Below are 16,120 nucleotides of genomic sequence, written 5' to 3'. Positions count from 1 at the left end.
ACCCGCCATGCTAACTGATGCTCTGCGGGCCGCACAGGGGCGATTGTGTATACAGCGAGGCCTCCCGGGTGCCTTCTGTGGCACCACAGTACGCATATGAGCCAGCTCATGTATACACTGACGGGTAACGTGACGCAGTTATCAGTCGTGAGGAGGCGCACCATGCGGGCCAGTGACCGCGCGTACGCCGCCCTGCGGCAGGACATCGTGGAGTGGAGGCTCCCGCCGGGCACCGTCCTGGGCGAAGTGGAGCAGTCCGCTCGCCTGGGTGTTTCCCGCACTCCCCTGCGTGAAGCACTGAGCCGGCTGACTGCTGACGGCCTGGCCGCCCCGCACAGCGGACGCGGCGTCGTCGTTACCGGCATCTCCCTCGACACCGTCGCCGAGCTCTTTGAACTGCGCCAGGCGCTGGAATGCAAAAGTGCGGCCCTTGCGGCCGTGCGCGGGCAGGCAGCGGTCTTTGAAGATCTGCAGTCCCGCTTCCGCTCGGCCGGCAGCCTCATCAGCACCTTGGACCGGCAGAACCGCGGCGGCTACTACGAGCTGGTGGCCGAACTCGACGCCGCCATCGACGCCGCCGCCGCCAATTCCTACCTCACGCAGGCCCTGGGCAACGTCCGGCTGCACCTGGCCCGGGTACGGCGCCTGGCCAAGGACAACCCCGAACGGCTGCTGGAAACCGCCGGCGAACACGCCACCATCGCCGCTGCCGTAGCCACCGGCGACCCGGACCTGGCGAGCGCCTCGGTATCGGTCCACCTGCACAAAAGCCTTGAACACCTTCGATCCGCCCGGATCACCACCCCCGAGATAAGGACAATCCCTTGAACCTGAACAAAGTACGCGTCTACCGCAGCGACGAAAAGCTGGCCCGCGAAGACCAGCTGGCCTACAAGATCGCCAAGGTTGCCGCCGATCCCGTCGAGGTCACCGACGACGTCACGGACATGGTCATCAACCGCATCATCGACAACGCCTCCGTGGCCGTCGCATCCCTGAACCGCGGTCCGATTGTCGCCGCCCGCGCCCAGGCGCTGTCCTTCTCCCCCTCCGCCCACGGCAAGGGCGCCTCCGTGTTCGGCGTGCTCGCCAAGACCTCCCCCGAATGGGCGGCCTGGGCCAACGGCGTGGCCGTGCGCGAACTGGACTACCACGACACCTTCCTGGCCGCCGAGTACTCGCATCCCGGAGACAACATCCCGCCCGTCCTCGCCGTCGCACAGCACACCGGCGCCTCGGGCCGGGACCTGATCCGCGGCATCGCCACCGGCTACGAAATCCAGGTCAACCTGGCCAAGGCCATCTGCCTGCACAAGCACAAGATCGACCACGTGGCCCACCTCGGCCCGTCCGCAGCCGCCGGCATCGGCACCCTGCTGGGGCTCGACGTCGACACCATCTTCCAGGCCGTCGGCCAGGCCCTGCACACCACCACCGCCACCCGCCAGTCCCGCAAGGGCGAGATCTCCACCTGGAAGGCCCACGCTCCGGCGTTCGCCGGCAAGATGGCCGTCGAGGCCGTGGACCGGGCAATGCGCGGCCAGACCTCCCCCACCCCCATCTACGAGGGTGAAGACGGCGTCATTGCCTGGCTGCTGGACGGCCCCGACGCCGCCTACGAAGTGCCGCTGCCCGAAGACGGCGAAGCCAAGCGGGCCATCCTGGACACCTACACCAAGGAACACTCCGCCGAGTACCAGGCCCAGGCCTGGATCGACCTGGCCCGCAAGATCCACGCCGAGCACCCCGAGGCTGCGGACGCGGCCAACGTGGAAAGCGTCCTGATCGCCACCTCGCACCACACCCACTACGTGATCGGCTCCGGCGCCAACGATCCGCAGAAGTACGATCCCACCGCCTCGCGCGAAACCCTGGACCACTCGATCCCGTACATCTTCACCGTCGCCCTGCAGGACGGCGCCTGGCACCACGTGGACTCCTACTCCCCCGAACGCGCCGGCCGGCCGGACACCGTTGAGCTGTGGCACAAGGTCACCACCGTGGAGGATCCGGAATGGACCCGCCGCTACCACTCGCTGGACATCAGCGAAAAGGCCTTCGGCGGCAAGGTGACCATCGTGCTGACCGACGGCACCGTCATCACCGACGAGATCGCCGTCGCCGATGCCCACCCGCTCGGCGCCAAGCCGTTCACCCGCGAGCAGTACATCAACAAGTTCCGCACCCTGGCCGAAGGCCTGGTCTCCGCCGAGGAAATCGACCGCTTCCTCACCACCGTCCAGCGCCTGCCCGAACTGGCCGCCGGCCAGCTGGACCAGCTGAACATCACCGCTGCCGAGGGCGTCATTGACCCCGCGGCCGCACCGAAGGGACTCTTCTAAATGCTGTACTCCTCCGTAACCCCCGAGGCCAAGCGGATTGCCTTCCGCGAAGGGCTGGCCTCCGGCACCCTGCAGCAGTTCCCGGGAGCCTTCAACCCGCTCTCGGCACGCCTGATCGAGGAAAAAGGGTTCGACGGCGTCTACATCTCCGGCGCCGTCCTGGCCAATGACCTGGGCCTGCCGGACATCGGCCTGACCACGCTCACCGAGGTGGCCACCCGCGCCGGACAGATTGCCCGGATGACGAACCTCCCGGCCATCGTGGACGCAGACACCGGCTTCGGCGAACCGATGAACGTGGCCCGCACCATCCAGGAACTCGAAAACGCCGGCCTGGCCGGCTGCCACATCGAGGACCAGTTCAACCCCAAGCGGTGCGGGCACCTGGACGGCAAGAACGTGGTGGACACCGACACCGCGGTCAAGCGCATCCGCGCAGCAGCCGATGCGCGCCGGGATCCGAACTTCCTGATCATGGCCCGCACCGATATCCGCGCCGTGGACGGCCTGGAAGCGGCGCAGGACCGTGCCCGCGCCCTGGTCGACGCCGGAGCGGACGCCATCTTCCCGGAGGCGATGAAGTCCCTGGAGGAGTTCGCGGCCATCCGTGCCGCCGTCGACGTGCCGATCCTGGCGAACATGACCGAGTTCGGCAAGAGCGACCTGTTCACTTACGACGAGCTGGCCTCGGCAGGCGTGAACATGGTGATCTACCCGGTCACCCTGCTGCGCAGCGCCATGGGCGCCGCCGAACGCACGCTGGAGACCATCAAGGCGCACGGCACCCAGCAGGCCGATGTTCCCAATATGCTCACGCGTGCGCGTTTGTATGAACTGGTGGATTATGAGGCGTACAACCAGTTCGATACGTCCGTTTTCAACTTCCAGGTTCCGGGCACCCGCTAGGACCCGCCACGCATTTTCCCTGCACGACGAAGGAGTCAGCACCAATGACAGACACCCAGATCCACAAGGGCCTGGCGGGGGTACTCGTAGACACCACCCGCGTTTCCAAGGTCAACCCGGAAACCAATTCCCTGCTGTACCGCGGCTATCCCGTCCAGGAACTCGCCGCCCGGTGCAGTTTCGAAGAGGTGGCCTATCTGCTGTGGAACGGCGAGCTTCCCACCGAGGCACAGCTGGCCGAATTCACCAAAGGGGAACGCAGCCAGCGCGCCCTCACCCCCGAACTGAAGGCCGTCATTGACGCGCTGCCCGTGACCTGCCACCCGATGGACGTCTGCCGTACCGCAGCGTCCGTGCTGGGCGCGTCCCACGAGCAGGCCGGGGATTCCTCCGTCCAGGCCAACATGGACAAGGCCGTGAGCCTCTTCGCGGGGATGCCCGCCGTCGTCGCCTATGACCAGCGCCGCCGCCGCGGCGAGGACGTCGTGGAACCGCGCGACGACCTGGACTACTCCGCGAACTTCCTCTGGATGACCTTCGGCGAGGAAGCAGCCCCCGAGGTGGTGGAAGCCTTCAACGTTTCGATGATCCTGTACGCGGAGCACTCCTTCAACGCGTCCACCTTCACCGCCCGCGTCATCACCTCCACGCTTTCGGACCTGCACTCGGCCGTAACCGGTGCCATCGGCGCACTCAAGGGCCCGCTGCACGGCGGCGCCAACGAAGCAGTCATGCACACGTTCGCGGAGATCACCGAGAGCGCTGCCGACGGCGACGTCGCGGCCCACGCGGCTGCCTGGCTGGACGAGGCGCTGGCGGAGAAGAAGAAGATCATGGGCTTCGGCCACCGGGTCTACAAGAACGGCGACTCCCGGGTGCCGACCATGAAGGCCGCCCTGGACAACATGGTCAAGTACTACGACCGTCCGGACATGGGCGACCTGTACACGGCACTGGAATCGGCCATGGGTGAGCGCAAGAACATCATGCCGAACCTGGACTACCCGGCCGGCCCGGTCTACCACCTGATGGGCTTCGACACCCTCACGTTCACACCGCTGTTCGTGGCCGCACGGATCACCGGGTGGACGGCGCACATCATGGAGCAGCTCGAAGCCAACTCCCTGATCCGCCCGCTGAGCGAATACAACGGGGCCGAGGAGCGGCACCTGCCGTAGGGTTTAGGCCCTTCCGGGGCCCCGGGTCCCCGGGTCCCCGGGTCCCGTCGGGGCACCACCGGGGCACCACCGGGGGCCCCGGAACGGCGGCAACGAAATTCCCCGCTCGCAGAGCTCGCGGAGAATATTAAAGCCGCCTTATCCGGGGTCCCCTGTGGCCGCATCGGGCGCCTCACCAGGGGTCACGTTGCCTCCCCGGTGCCTCCCGAACGCCGCCGCATCCCTGGGCCCGGTGCCATCTCCGAGTCCGAGCCCCTCCAGACCCCGCTTTTTCGCGACGGTGTTATGTCGTTGCCTAGGAAAAGACGACACTCGAAACGTTGACGTTGTCGTCCGCGATGGTGATGACGGCGTTGAAATATTCGCCGGCCAGAAGGCGGGGCATCCAGTGGGCCGAATCCGGCCACATCTTGGCGTAGGGCATTTCCCCGGCCGGATACCAGGCCGGAAGGATCTCGTCTGTCTCCCCCGGTTCGCCGTCCCAGCGGTGTGCCCGGAAGAGCACGGTGGACATGTCCAGGCCGGGCTGTGCGGGAAAGATCCACTCGATGGTGCCGGCCCGTGCCAGATCATTCTCCGCGACTATGACGCCGGACTCTTCCTCCACCTCACGCACGGCGGCCTGCTCCGGGGTTTCCCCGGCTTCGATATGACCGCCCAGCGTGACGACCCGGCCGAGGCCGAAACCGGTCTTTTTCAATCCCATCAGCACCTGACGGCCGTGGGGCGTCTCCCGGAACAGGAAACACAGGACCACCGGCGAGGCACGGAACTCCACTACAGTGCCCGCGGGTGGGCTGCGGCGTAGACCTCGCGCAGTGTTTCCGCCGTCACCAGCGTGTAGACCTGTGTGGTGGTCACCGAGGCATGGCCGAGCAGCTCCTGGACCACGCGGACATCCGCACCGCCTTCGAGCAGGTGCGTGGCGAACGAATGCCGCAGGGTGTGCGGCGAAACATCCCGGCCGATATCGGCCTTCTCGGCGGCGTTCTTCAGGATGGTCCAGGCGCTTTGCCGGGACAGCCGTCCGCCGCGGGCGTTCAGGAACAGGGCAGGCGTGCCCTTGCCCTTGGCCGAGGCCGCCGGGCGTCCGCGCACCAGGTACTCGTCCAGGGCACGGGCAGCATAGGAACCGAGCGGAACCAGCCGTTCCTTGGACCCCTTGCCGAACAGCCGCACGACATCCGGGCCCTTGGCCGGGATACGCTCCAGCGACAGGTCATCGACATCCAGGCCCACGGCCTCGCTGATGCGCGCTCCGGTGGAGTACAGGAACTCCAGCAGGGCACGGTCCCGCAGCCCGGAGGGCGTATCAAGGCTGACAGCCTCCAGGATGCGCGTGACCTCGTTGACGCTGATCGCTTTGGGCAGGCGCTTGCCCGGCATGGGCGGATGTACGTCCGACGCGGGATCGGCGGCGGTCATGCCTTCGAGCGCCCAGAACCGGTGCAGTCCGCGCACCGCCACGATGGTGCGGGCGGCAGAACGGACGCTCAGTGCGGAGGCACCGTCGGAGCCTTCGGAAATCGACTGGGCAAACGCTGTCACGTCGTGGCGGGAGATCCGGGAAATATCCTCCACGCCCCGGGCGCTCAGGAAGCGGGCGTACCGCAGCAGGTCCCGGCGGTAGGCATCGAGGGTATTGACCGCCAGGCCGCGTTCAACAGCCATGTGCTGCAGATAGCTGCCGATGGCCCTGCCGGCCGGTGTGGAGCGCAGTTCCTCGGCCGCCGAAATCATCGTTGCGGCCCGGGAGCGTGCCTGGGTGGCAGGCTTGGGTGCGGATTTCGCTGCGACCCTGCGGGCGGGCGCCGGGTTTGGTTCGGCATCGGTCCCGGGCTCCGGTGCCGCCGGGTTCCGGGGCAGCGCCTGCATGGAACCGGTGCGGTCCAGCTCGGCCAGGTCTGCGTCCCGCAGCCTGCGTGCTTCTTCCGATTCAAGGTCCAGCTTGAGGGTGGGGTTCAGGGATCCGTGCAGGCGAATGGCAACGGTGTCGTTATTCGTAGAGCTGGCATCAGCATCAGCGCCGGGCATTGTGGTTCCTAGCGCACGGGGCCGTTGGCCCAGGAGGAGTGCTGCGAGTGGTGTTCGGGCCACGGGGCGTCGGCGGGGCGCAGGTCGCGGTACCCGTTGCCGCGGGCGACGGCGGCGGCCAGGACGGCGGCCACCGCGGATGGGCTGTGCATGCGTCCCTGCAGGGCTGCCTGCACGGCCTCATCCAAATCCACCCATGCGGTAGTGATTTCGGCTTCCTCGTGGGTCCTGGTGTGCCGCTGCGCCTCCGGTACCTCGGAGATACCGCGGGCCAGGTAGATGCGCAGGGCTTCCCGGGAGGAACCGGGTGAGAGGAACAGGTCCGTGAGGACCTGCCATTCGGAGGCTTCCAGGTCTGCTTCCTCGGCCAGTTCGCGTGCGGCGCCGACCTGGAAGTCTTCACCGTCCACGTCCAGCAGCCCGGCCGGGATTTCCCACAGGGTCATCCGCACCGGGTGCCGGTACTGGTTGATCAGCAGCACCTGCCCGGCGTCGTTCATGGCGAGGATGGCCACCGCGCCCGGGTGGGCGATGTAGTCACGGACCAGGGGTTCGCCGTCGTCGGTCAGGAGGAATTTCTCCTTGACCACGTCCCACACCGGACCGCTGTAAACCGTTTCCGATTCCAGCAGCGGGCGCGGGCTTTGTTCGTCGGCGAACCCCTGTGCCATGGCTAGGCCTTGCCGCTCTGGTGGGCCAGGGCAGCCTTGACGAGTCCGGCGAACAGCGGATGCGGACGCGTCGGACGGGAGCTGAGCTCCGGGTGTGCCTGCGTGGACACGTAGTACGGGTGCACGTCGGCCGGAAGCTCGACGAACTCCACCAGGCCGCCGTCGGTGGTGGTTCCGGAGAACACCAGGCCGGCGTCGGCAATCTGGTCGCGGTACTGGTTGTTGACCTCGTAGCGGTGGCGGTGGCGCTCGGCCACCTCCGTCTTGCCGTAGGTCTTGGCAACCACGGATTCCGGTTCCAGCTTCGCGTCCCACAGGCCCAGGCGCATGGTGCCGCCCATGTCGCCGCCGCCGGCAACAATGTCCTTCTGCTCGGCCATGGTGGCGATCACCGGGTACTGGGTATCCGGTTCGAACTCGGAGGAGGAAGCGCCTTCCAGGCCGACCACGTTGCGGGCGTATTCAATGACCATGCACTGCAGGCCAAGGCACAGGCCCAGCGTCGGAAGCTTGTTCTCCCGGGCGTAGGTCAGGGCGCCGAGCTTGCCCTCGAGGCCGCGGATGCCGAAGCCGCCGGGAACGCAGATGGCGTCCGCGCCGGCCAGGGCCTTGGCTGCACCTTCGGGGGTGTCGCAGTCATCCGAGGGTACCCAGCGGATATTGACCTTGGCCTTGTTGGCGAAGCCGCCGGCACGCAGTGCTTCGGTAACCGACAGGTAGGCGTCCGGCAGGTCCACGTACTTGCCCACGAGGGCAATGTCCACGTGGTGCTTCGGGTTGTGCACGGATTCAAGCAGGCGGTCCCACTTGGTCCAGTTGACGTCCTTGAACTTCAGGTCCAGGTGCTGGACGATGTACGCGTCCAGGCCCTGGGAGTGGAGGGTCTTGGGGATGTCGTAGATGCTCGGGGCATCCGGGCAGCCGATGACGGCATCAACATCGACGTCGCACATGCGGCCGATCTTGTTGCGCATGGCATCGGGCACCGGGCGGTCGGAACGGATGACAATCGCGTCCGGCTGGATGCCGATGGACCGAAGGGCGGCCACGGAGTGCTGGGTCGGCTTGGTCTTCAGTTCCTGCGACGGGCCGATGTACGGCACGAGGGAAACATGCAGGAAGAAGACGTTGCTGCGGCCGATGTCCTGGCGGACCTGGCGGGCCGCTTCCAGGAACGGCTGGGACTCGATGTCGCCTACCGTGCCGCCGATTTCGGTGATGATGACGTCGGGGGTCTTCTTCGCCTCGGAGGGCAGGCGCATCCGGCGCTTGATCTCGTCGGTGATATGAGGAATGACCTGGACCGTGTCGCCGAGGTATTCGCCGCGGCGCTCCTTGGCGATGACCGTCGAGTACACCTGGCCGGTGGTTACGTTGGCGGAGCCGTCAAGGCTCTCGTCAAGGAACCGCTCGTAGTGTCCGATGTCGAGGTCGGTCTCGGCACCGTCGTCGGTCACGAAGACTTCGCCGTGCTGGAAGGGGTTCATTGTGCCCGGATCCACATTCAAATACGGATCGAGCTTCTGCATGGTCACCGCTATGCCGCGCGACCTCAACAGATGGCCGAGACTTGACGCTGTCAGTCCCTTGCCAAGTGAGGACGCCACGCCACCGGTGACGAAGATGTGTTTGGTCGTAGAAGACGACTTGGGAAACCTGGAATTTGATCGCTGCACCACGGAGTTCGAGCCTATCACCTTTTGTCGTTTCGAGTTTGACCTGTGTCTGGATTCCTGCGGGACATCACTGAAGATGTCCCGCCGAATCCAACAGTTCCTCGGCGTGGGCACGGGCCGACGCCGAATCTTCCTGCCCGGCTAGCATCCGGGCGAGTTCCTTGATCCGCTCCTCCTGGCCCAGCACCCGGACGTCGCTGGCGGTGACGCCTGAACCGTCGTCGGTTGCCGTGGAGGTCTTGATCACGCGGATGTGATGATCGGCGAACGCGGCCACCTGCGGAAGGTGGGTCACGACGATCACCTGCACATGCTTCGCCAGCATGGCCAGCCGGCGGCCGATTTCGACCGCCGCCTTGCCGCCGACGCCTGCGTCCACTTCGTCGAAGATGAAGGTGGGGACCGGGTCCACCGCGGCCAGGACCACTTCGATCGCCAGCATTACGCGGGAGAGTTCACCGCCCGAGGCACCCTTCCCCAGCGGGCGGGCCGGGGCACCGGGATGCGGTGCGAGCAGGAAGGAAATGCTGTCGGCACCGTGCGGTCCCGGCTCCCCCGTGGGTTCCACCTCGATGACCAGGTTGGCGTCCTTCATCGCCAGGGCCGTGAGCTCGTCACTGACCCGCTGGGCGAGTTCCGCGGCCGCCTCGGTCCGCAGTTTGGTCAGGGCCGCACCGCGGGTTGCCAGGCGTTCGCCCAGGGCACCGATCTCCGCTTCGAGGGCTTCGATCCGGGAATCGTCGGAGCTGAGTTCGGCGAGGCGTTTGGCGCTTTCGCCGCTCCACTCCAGGACCCCGTCGATCGAGGGGGCGTATTTGCGGACCAGTCCTGCCAGTTCCGCCCGGCGGGACTCCACCTCGGCCAGCCGTTCCGGTCCCTCGGAGTCCAGTGAAGCTCCGTAGCTGGCAAGCTCGGTGGCGATGTCGGCCAGGATATAGCCCACCTCGGCCAGGCGCTGTCCGGAAGCGGCCAGGGCCGGATCGTGCTCCCCTGCCGACTCCAGCTGCCGCTTGGCGGCGTCCACCAGCGACGTGGCGTCGCCGCCGTCGGCAAAATCGTCGGCGATCAGGGCCGCGTGGGCGCTCACCGCGGCGGTGCGCAGTTCCTCGAGGTTGCTCAGGCGCATGGCCTCCGCCTTGAGGGAATCGTCCTCCCCCGGCTGCGGATCCACCGCTTCGATTTCCTCCAGCGCGGCGGTCAGGTATTCGGCTTCGCGCAGCCGGTCCCGGGCCTGGTCCCGCAGTTCCGCGAGTTCCTTTGCCGCGGTCCGCCAGCGGGCGTAGTCCTCGCGGTAGGTGCCGAGTTCGGCGGCAAGCGGGGAACCGGCGTACTTGTCCAGCGCCTCGCGCTGGGCTGCCGCGCTCTTCAGGCGCAGCTGGTCGGTCTGTCCGTGGACCACCACCAGGTGCTCTCCGACTTCCGCCAGCACGCCCACCGGAGCCGACCGTCCGCCCACATGTGCACGGCTGCGGCCGTCGGCGTTGACGGTACGGACCAGCGTAAGTTCGGCGGCGCCGTCGTACTCTTCGAGTTCGGCTCCCGCCTCGGCTGCGCGGACGGCCGCAGGGCTCTGCGGATCCACATGCACGAGCGCCTCGGCGACGGCGGACTTGGCACCGATGCGCACGGCACCGGCGTCGGACCGCGCACCCAGGAGCAGTCCCAGCGCGGTGATGACCATGGTCTTGCCGGCGCCGGTCTCACCGGTCACCACCGTAAAGCCCGGGCCTAGGTCCAGGGTGGCGTCGGTGATGACACCGAGGTCCCGGATCCGGATTTCCTCAATCATTCGACAATGCCTCCGCTGTCCGAAACTGCTGCGTCCCTGGCCGCCGGCCGGTCGTGTGCTGCGCCGCCGTCGGCTGGGTTCCCGCGAGGATCCGCCTGGCCTGCTGCAGGGCTGAGCTGGGTCCCGGCGGCGGGGACCGGTGCAGGTCCCCGCCATCCGTGGGTAGGCAGCTGGAACTTACGAACCAACCGCTCCGAGAACGGGGTGAGATGCGTGCGTGCCAGACGGACGGGCGTCTTGGACCGGGTCACTTCCACGCGTGCTCCCGGCGGCAGATCGACGCTGCGCCGGCCGTCGCACCAGAGCACTCCGGCAGCGTCGGTACGGGTCAGGATCTCCACTGCCAGCACGGACGCCGGCGAAACTACCAGCGGCTTGGCGAACAGGGCGTGTGCGCTGATGGGTGCCAGCAGCAGGGCTTCGACCTCGGGCCAGACCACGGGGCCGCCGGCGGAGAAGGCGTAGGCGGTGGAGCCGGTGGGCGTGGCCAGCACGACACCGTCGCATCCGAAGGAACTGATGGGGCGGGCGTCCACTTCAATAACCACTTCGAGCATGCGCTGGCGGTCGGCCTTTTCCACTGCAGCCTCGTTCAGCGCCCACGTCCGGGCGATGAGTTCTCCGCCGAACCAGACCTTGACGTCAATGGTCATGCGTTCTTCAACCGTGTAGGCACGCTCCACCACCCAGTGGACGGTCTGGGCGAGGTCCGCACGCTCGCTTTCGGCCAGGAAGCCTACGTGTCCGAGGTTGACGCCCAGAAGGGGCACGCTGGTTCCGCGGACCAGTTCGGCGGCACGCAGGATGGTCCCGTCACCTCCGAGCACCATACCCAGGTCCACGTCGTCCAGTGCAACATCCTCGTCGAGGATTTCCGTGGGGGCGGTGAGCACTCCGTATTCGGCCTGGATGTCTTCAAGGTCGCTGCGCCGCATCACCGGAACGAGTCCGGAGGAATGAAGCTGGGTGCAGGCTTCCTGGGCAGCGGTCATGGCGGCCCGCCGTCCGGTATGGGCCAAAACCAGTATGCGTCTGCTCATGTCCCTCTTCGTCCTCTTCGTCCTACGGGTGAATGCCTGAGGCATGCCCATCCGTCAGTCTTCTACGGCGGGCTTCCGCTCCGCAAACCCGGCAAACGCCGTATCTACCAGTTCAGCGGCCGCAGCGGCCGGCGACGGGCCGGCGCCTTGTGGACTTCCCGCGGTTTGGTCAGCTGTGGAGGCGGAGTGCTGCCGGGGCACCTGCAGCCACATAAAGAACTCCACGTTGCCGTTCTGGCCGGGAAGCGGGCTCGGTGCAATGCCCGCGATTTCCAACCCCGCACCGAGCGCAGCCGCCGCTACGGACGTTACGGCCGAGCGGTGCTGGAGCGGATCGGTGACTACTCCCGTCCGGTCCAGCCTCTCACGCCCCACCTCGAACTGGGGTTTCACCATCAGCAGCAGGCTTCCCCCGGGGCGGGTGGCGGCCGCCAACGGTCCAACGACCATCGTCAGGGAGATGAACGACAGATCCGCCACCGTGAGGTCTACGGTTCCCCCGATGTCCGCCGGATTGAGGTAGCGGACATTCATACCCTCGTAGACACTGACCCGGGGATCCTGCCGAAGCGGTTCCACCAGCTGTCCGTGCCCGACGTCGACGGCGGCCACGTGTGCGGCGCCGGAGCGAAGCAGGACGTCGGTGAAGCCTCCGGTGGAGGCACCGGCATCCAGGCAGCGCAGTCCGTGCGGCTGCACGGCAGGGAAGGCGGCAAGGGCGCCGGCCAGCTTGTGCCCGGCGCGGCTGACGTAGTCCGGCAGACCGTCGTCGAGCACTACAAGGCGTTCGCCGGCATCCACCGCTGCAGACGGTTTGACGGCAGGCTTCCCGGCGCGCAGCACCCGCCCTGCGGCAATCAGCTTGGCCGCCTGGGTCCGGGAGCGGGCGAGTCCCCGGGTGACGAGTTCCTGGTCGAGCCTGGGCATGCCTAGCCTGCTGTCCCGAGGTGCGCGCCGGGCGCCGGCGGCGCCGCCGGGGGTTCAGTGTTCAGCTCAGTGAGCAGGGCATCGTGCAGCTCCCGGTAGACCGCCGCGTGGCCGGCCACGGGCTGGGCACCCAGCGGATCGAGTGCGTCAAGAACGGAATCGACGGCGTCGTCGTCCGTGGAGACCGGTGTCTGCGGCCATGGCTTTGACGGCTGGGATTCAGGCATCGGTCTTCCTCCTGCTGTTGCATGCTGGATGCATTTTGAATGCGTAAATGATGAACGGAACTTCTCTAGGAAGCCTAGCCGCGTGCGGTGACAGTCCAGCGGATCTCGGGTGCCCGGGCCGATTCCAGCTCCGGGAAGGCGGCCCACCAGGCGGCACAGCCGGCGCGCCAGCTGTCCAGGTCGGAGGAGTCGCCTGTAATCACCAAAGCGGTGTCCTCCACCCAGGCGGCAGCTGCGCCGCAGCGGTACTGCCCGCTCTCCAAGACGGGTGCTGGATACGGTTCAAACAGCGCCTCGAGGTTCTCAATAAGGTACACCGGCCGTTCCGGTGTCCGTGCGGCCAGCGCCGTCAGCGGGGTGTCGACGCCGGTGAGTACCAGCGCGGTATCAAAACCGGCGTTGGTGCCGCCCAGGATGTCCGTGTCCAGCCGGTCCCCCACCACCAGCGGGCGGTGAACGTCCAGGTGGCGGGCCGCCGTCGTAAACAGCGGGGCTTCAGGCTTGCCGGCAACGAAAGGTACCCGACCCGTGGCGGCGCCGACGGCGGCCACCAGTGTCCCGTTGCCGGGCGCAATGCCGCGGGCCTGCGGGATGGACAGATCCGTGTTCGTGGCCACCCAGACAGCTCCGCGTCCAACGGCGAAGGCAGCCTCGGCCAGGTCGGCCCACCCCAAGGAGGGATCGAACCCCTGGATCACGGCGTCGGGAGCGTCATCGGCTGAGGCAACGCGCACCATGCCCACTGCGTCGACGGCAGCGGCCAGGGTCGCGCTGCCGGTGACCAGGACCCTGGCTCCCGGGGCAACCTTGGTTGCCAGGAGCTCCGCGCCTGCTTGCGCGGATCCGAACACATTTTCCGCAGTAGCGGGTGCTCCGAGTTCGCGCAGGTGGGCGGCAACGGTTTCCGAGGAGCGCGATGCGTTGTTGGTGATGTAGGCAAGCTGGACCGACTCATCGGCCAGCCTGCCGAGGGCCTCCACGGCCCCCGGAATCGCGTGCGGTCCGGCGTAGACCACGCCGTCCAGATCGGAAAAGACCGCGTCGTAACCGGAGACCAGTGAAGGATTAGCCATCAGTGCGCTGCTGCTCCGTCTCGTCGGCGTCTTCACGAGGGGTTTCCTCGTCCTCATCGTCGTCGTAATCGAAGTCCGAGACTACGACTTCCACGGCCTCGCCGTCGTCATTGACGTCGCTGTCCTCGGTGAGCAGGTTTTCCTGCTCGTCGCTGGGCAGCGCGTCGATGTCGTCGGACGGGTCGAGGTTGTCCTTCGGGGCTTCTTCGGCCGGTGCGAAGTAGGCACCGGAGCGGTCCTCGCGGGCCTCGGGACGGCGCTTGGGGCGTTCTTCTTCCTCAGGTACCAGGTCGAAGATTTCCGGCTCTGCAAAGTCGCCGAAGCCCAGGGCTTCGTCAGCCCGCAAGGCCTGCTTCTGCCACTTCTGTGCTTCTTCGTTGCGGCCGGCAACCTCCAGGGCGTCGGCGTAGGCACGGAACAGCCGGGGGCTGTAGGAGAAGGCCCGGTTGCGGTCCAGCTGCGGGATCTCCAGTGCGGCAACAGCTGCGTCGAACTGGCCCATGTCCATCCGGGCACCCGAGACGACGATGGCGAGGTCTACCTGGCCGGCGGCGTCCAGGTCCTTGGCGTCGTCGGACCGGGCCATGTCCAGTGCCTTTTCCGGGTGACCCAGACCGCGTTCGCAGTCGGCCATCATCGGCAGATAGGCATTGGAGCCGCTGATCCGGCGGTAGGTGCGGAACTCGCGCAGGGCTTCACCGAAGTGCTCGGCTGCATAGGCGGTCAGGCCGACAGCTTCGCGGACCACTGCCATGCGTCCGCCGCGTCGGCTGGCGGCCAGTGCATGCTGGAAAGCCAGCTCAGGCTCGTCGTCGATCAAGCGGCCGGCCATCACCAGGTGCTTGGCGACCCACTCGCTGTTTACTTCCTCCAGGTTGCGCAGCTGGGCACGGGTGACCTTGTCCAGCTCCTGCCCTGTAACGTCCTCATCGATTTCCGGTGAGCGTTCACGGTCGGGCCGGTTGGCGCTGCGCAGGTCCTTGGCGTTACGGGGACGAGGTGCTGCCGGGGCGTCATCACGGCGGAACGACGGACGGTCGGAACCGTGTGAGGGGCGGTCGCCGAAAGGCTTCCGCTCACCGTCGCGGGGCGGACGGCTGTCACGCTGCGGACGATCATCGCGCGAGAACGGCTTGCGGTCGCCGCGGTCGCCGAAGGACTTACGCTCGCCATCACGGGGCGGACGGGAATCACGGGAGAACGGCTTACGCTCACCGTCACGGGGCGGACGACGGTCATCGCCTCCGAATGACGGCTTGCGGTCGCCGCGGTCGCCGAACGGCTTACGCTCAGCGGACGGACCGCGATCACCAAAGGAACGACGCTCACCGTCACGCGGCGGACGGCTGTCACGCTGCGGACGATCGCCGCGGTCAGCGAAAGGCTTCCGCTCACCGTCGCGGGGCGGACGGGAAGCGCGCTGGGGACGATCATCACGCGAGAACGGCTTGCGATCGCCGCGGTCGCCGAAGGACTTACGCTCGCCATCACGCGGCGGACGGGAATCACGGGAGAACGGCTTACGCTCACCGTCACGGGGCGGACGACGGTCATCGCCGCCGAATGACGGCTTACGGTCGCCGAACGAGGGCTTGCGGTCTCCGCGGTCGCCGAACGGCTTCCGCTCGCCATCACGGGGCGGACGGCTGTCACGCTGCGGACGATCATCGCGCGAGAACGGCTTACGCTCCCCACGATCACCAAAGGACTTACGCTCGCCATCACGCGGCGGACGACGGTCATCACTCCCCCGGCTGGCACGGTCATTCCGGTCAGAACGATCGCTGAAGGGGGTCCGGCCTTCGGAATCACGGGCAGGACGGCGATCGTCGCCGCCGAACGACGGCTTGCGGTCGCTGCGGTCGCCGAAGGGCTTACGCTCACCGCTGCGCTCAGAGAACGGCTTACGCTCACCGTCGCGTGCGGGACGGCGGTCATCGCCGCTTCGTGCGGGACGATCGCCGAAGGACGGCTTGCGATCCTTCGAATACGACTTGCCGGCTGCTCCGCGGTCGCCGAAAGACTTGCGTTCGCCGTCGCGTGCGGGACGGCCGCCGAACGACGGCTTGCGATCTTCAAAGCGCTTGGGCGCGTTACGGTCATTCGTGGCGGGACGGCCGCGGTCATCGCGCCGGTCTGACGAGCTGCTGTTGCGGGCTGCGTCGCTGCCCCGCTGATCCCTGTTATCTTGCTCTGACATGCTGCTGAGTTCCTCTCGTCGTGAGCCGACCAACGGAATTACTGCAGTCGCTCGTCA

At 67.2% G+C, this 16,120-nt stretch carries 14 protein-coding genes; 4 read left to right on the top strand and 10 right to left on the bottom strand.

Features of this window, described 5'->3' with window-relative positions:
• The first annotated feature begins 162 nt into the window (after positions 1-162).
• Genes N2L00_RS05875 through N2L00_RS05860 form a run of 4 tightly spaced genes read left to right on the top strand, consistent with a single transcriptional unit; the run spans position 163 to position 4,426 of the window.
• Complete coding sequence (locus N2L00_RS05875) at positions 163-828, top strand: GntR family transcriptional regulator (protein WP_255765769.1); 666 nt, start codon at positions 163-165, stop codon at positions 826-828.
• Positions 825-2,342: an MmgE/PrpD family protein gene (locus N2L00_RS05870; protein WP_255765768.1), complete on the top strand. Its 1,518-nt coding sequence runs from the start codon at positions 825-827 to the stop codon at positions 2,340-2,342. The genes N2L00_RS05875 and N2L00_RS05870 overlap by 4 nt, the downstream gene beginning before the upstream one ends.
• Positions 2,343-3,248 carry a methylisocitrate lyase gene (gene prpB / locus N2L00_RS05865; RefSeq protein ID WP_227933236.1) on the top strand — a complete coding sequence of 302 codons (906 nt, stop codon included), beginning with the start codon at positions 2,343-2,345 and terminating at the stop codon, positions 3,246-3,248. It abuts the gene before it with no gap.
• A gap of 44 nt (positions 3,249-3,292) precedes the next feature.
• On the top strand, positions 3,293-4,426 hold the full coding sequence (locus N2L00_RS05860; RefSeq protein WP_255765767.1) for a bifunctional 2-methylcitrate synthase/citrate synthase: 1,134 nt from the start codon (positions 3,293-3,295) through the stop codon (positions 4,424-4,426).
• A gap of 295 nt (positions 4,427-4,721) precedes the next feature.
• On the opposite strand, the gene N2L00_RS05855 is transcribed toward N2L00_RS05860, so the two are convergent.
• The 10 genes from N2L00_RS05855 to N2L00_RS05810 all read right to left on the bottom strand — a co-directional run bounded on the left by N2L00_RS05855 (position 4,722) and on the right by N2L00_RS05810 (position 16,063).
• Positions 4,722-5,204 (bottom strand): 8-oxo-dGTP diphosphatase, encoded by a 483-nt coding sequence (locus N2L00_RS05855; protein ID WP_255765766.1) that lies wholly within the window; start codon positions 5,202-5,204, stop codon positions 4,722-4,724.
• Positions 5,204-6,166, bottom strand: coding sequence for a site-specific tyrosine recombinase XerD (gene xerD / locus N2L00_RS05850; protein ID WP_227922815.1), 963 nt, complete (start codon positions 6,164-6,166; stop codon positions 5,204-5,206). Before xerD ends, N2L00_RS05855 begins: the two co-directional genes overlap by 1 nt.
• A 302-nt stretch (positions 6,167-6,468) precedes the next feature.
• Entirely contained in the window at positions 6,469-7,131 is a 663-nt protein-coding gene (locus N2L00_RS05845; protein WP_255863293.1) for an NUDIX hydrolase, read from the bottom strand.
• 2 nt (positions 7,132-7,133) lie between these two features.
• Positions 7,134-8,828, bottom strand: a complete 1,695-nt coding sequence (locus tag N2L00_RS05840; RefSeq protein WP_308036363.1) for a CTP synthase — start codon at positions 8,826-8,828, stop codon at positions 7,134-7,136.
• Positions 8,829-8,874: 46 nt separating this feature from the next.
• The gene (gene recN / locus N2L00_RS05835; protein ID WP_255765765.1) at positions 8,875-10,596 is read right to left on the bottom strand and encodes a DNA repair protein RecN; all 1,722 of its coding nucleotides are present in this window, start codon (positions 10,594-10,596) and stop codon (positions 8,875-8,877) included.
• Positions 10,593-11,636 (bottom strand): NAD kinase, encoded by a 1,044-nt coding sequence (locus N2L00_RS05830; RefSeq protein WP_255765764.1) that lies wholly within the window; start codon positions 11,634-11,636, stop codon positions 10,593-10,595. The genes recN and N2L00_RS05830 overlap by 4 nt, the downstream gene beginning before the upstream one ends.
• Before the next feature lie 54 nt (positions 11,637-11,690).
• Positions 11,691-12,563, bottom strand: coding sequence for a TlyA family RNA methyltransferase (locus tag N2L00_RS05825; protein WP_255863294.1), 873 nt, complete (start codon positions 12,561-12,563; stop codon positions 11,691-11,693).
• 2 nt (positions 12,564-12,565) lie between these two features.
• Positions 12,566-12,790 (bottom strand): hypothetical protein, encoded by a 225-nt coding sequence (locus N2L00_RS05820; RefSeq protein WP_255765762.1) that lies wholly within the window; start codon positions 12,788-12,790, stop codon positions 12,566-12,568.
• 74 nt (positions 12,791-12,864) lie between these two features.
• Entirely contained in the window at positions 12,865-13,863 is a 999-nt protein-coding gene (locus N2L00_RS05815) for an HAD-IIA family hydrolase (protein ID WP_255863295.1), read from the bottom strand.
• Positions 13,856-16,063 (bottom strand): hypothetical protein, encoded by a 2,208-nt coding sequence (locus N2L00_RS05810; RefSeq protein ID WP_255863296.1) that lies wholly within the window; start codon positions 16,061-16,063, stop codon positions 13,856-13,858. Before N2L00_RS05810 ends, N2L00_RS05815 begins: the two co-directional genes overlap by 8 nt.
• Positions 16,064-16,120: the final 57 nt, after the last annotated feature.

The organism is Arthrobacter sp. zg-Y1171 (assembly GCF_025244845.1).
Classification (GTDB): domain Bacteria; phylum Actinomycetota; class Actinomycetes; order Actinomycetales; family Micrococcaceae; genus Arthrobacter_B.
This window is presented reverse-complemented; position numbering and strand designations above follow the sequence as displayed.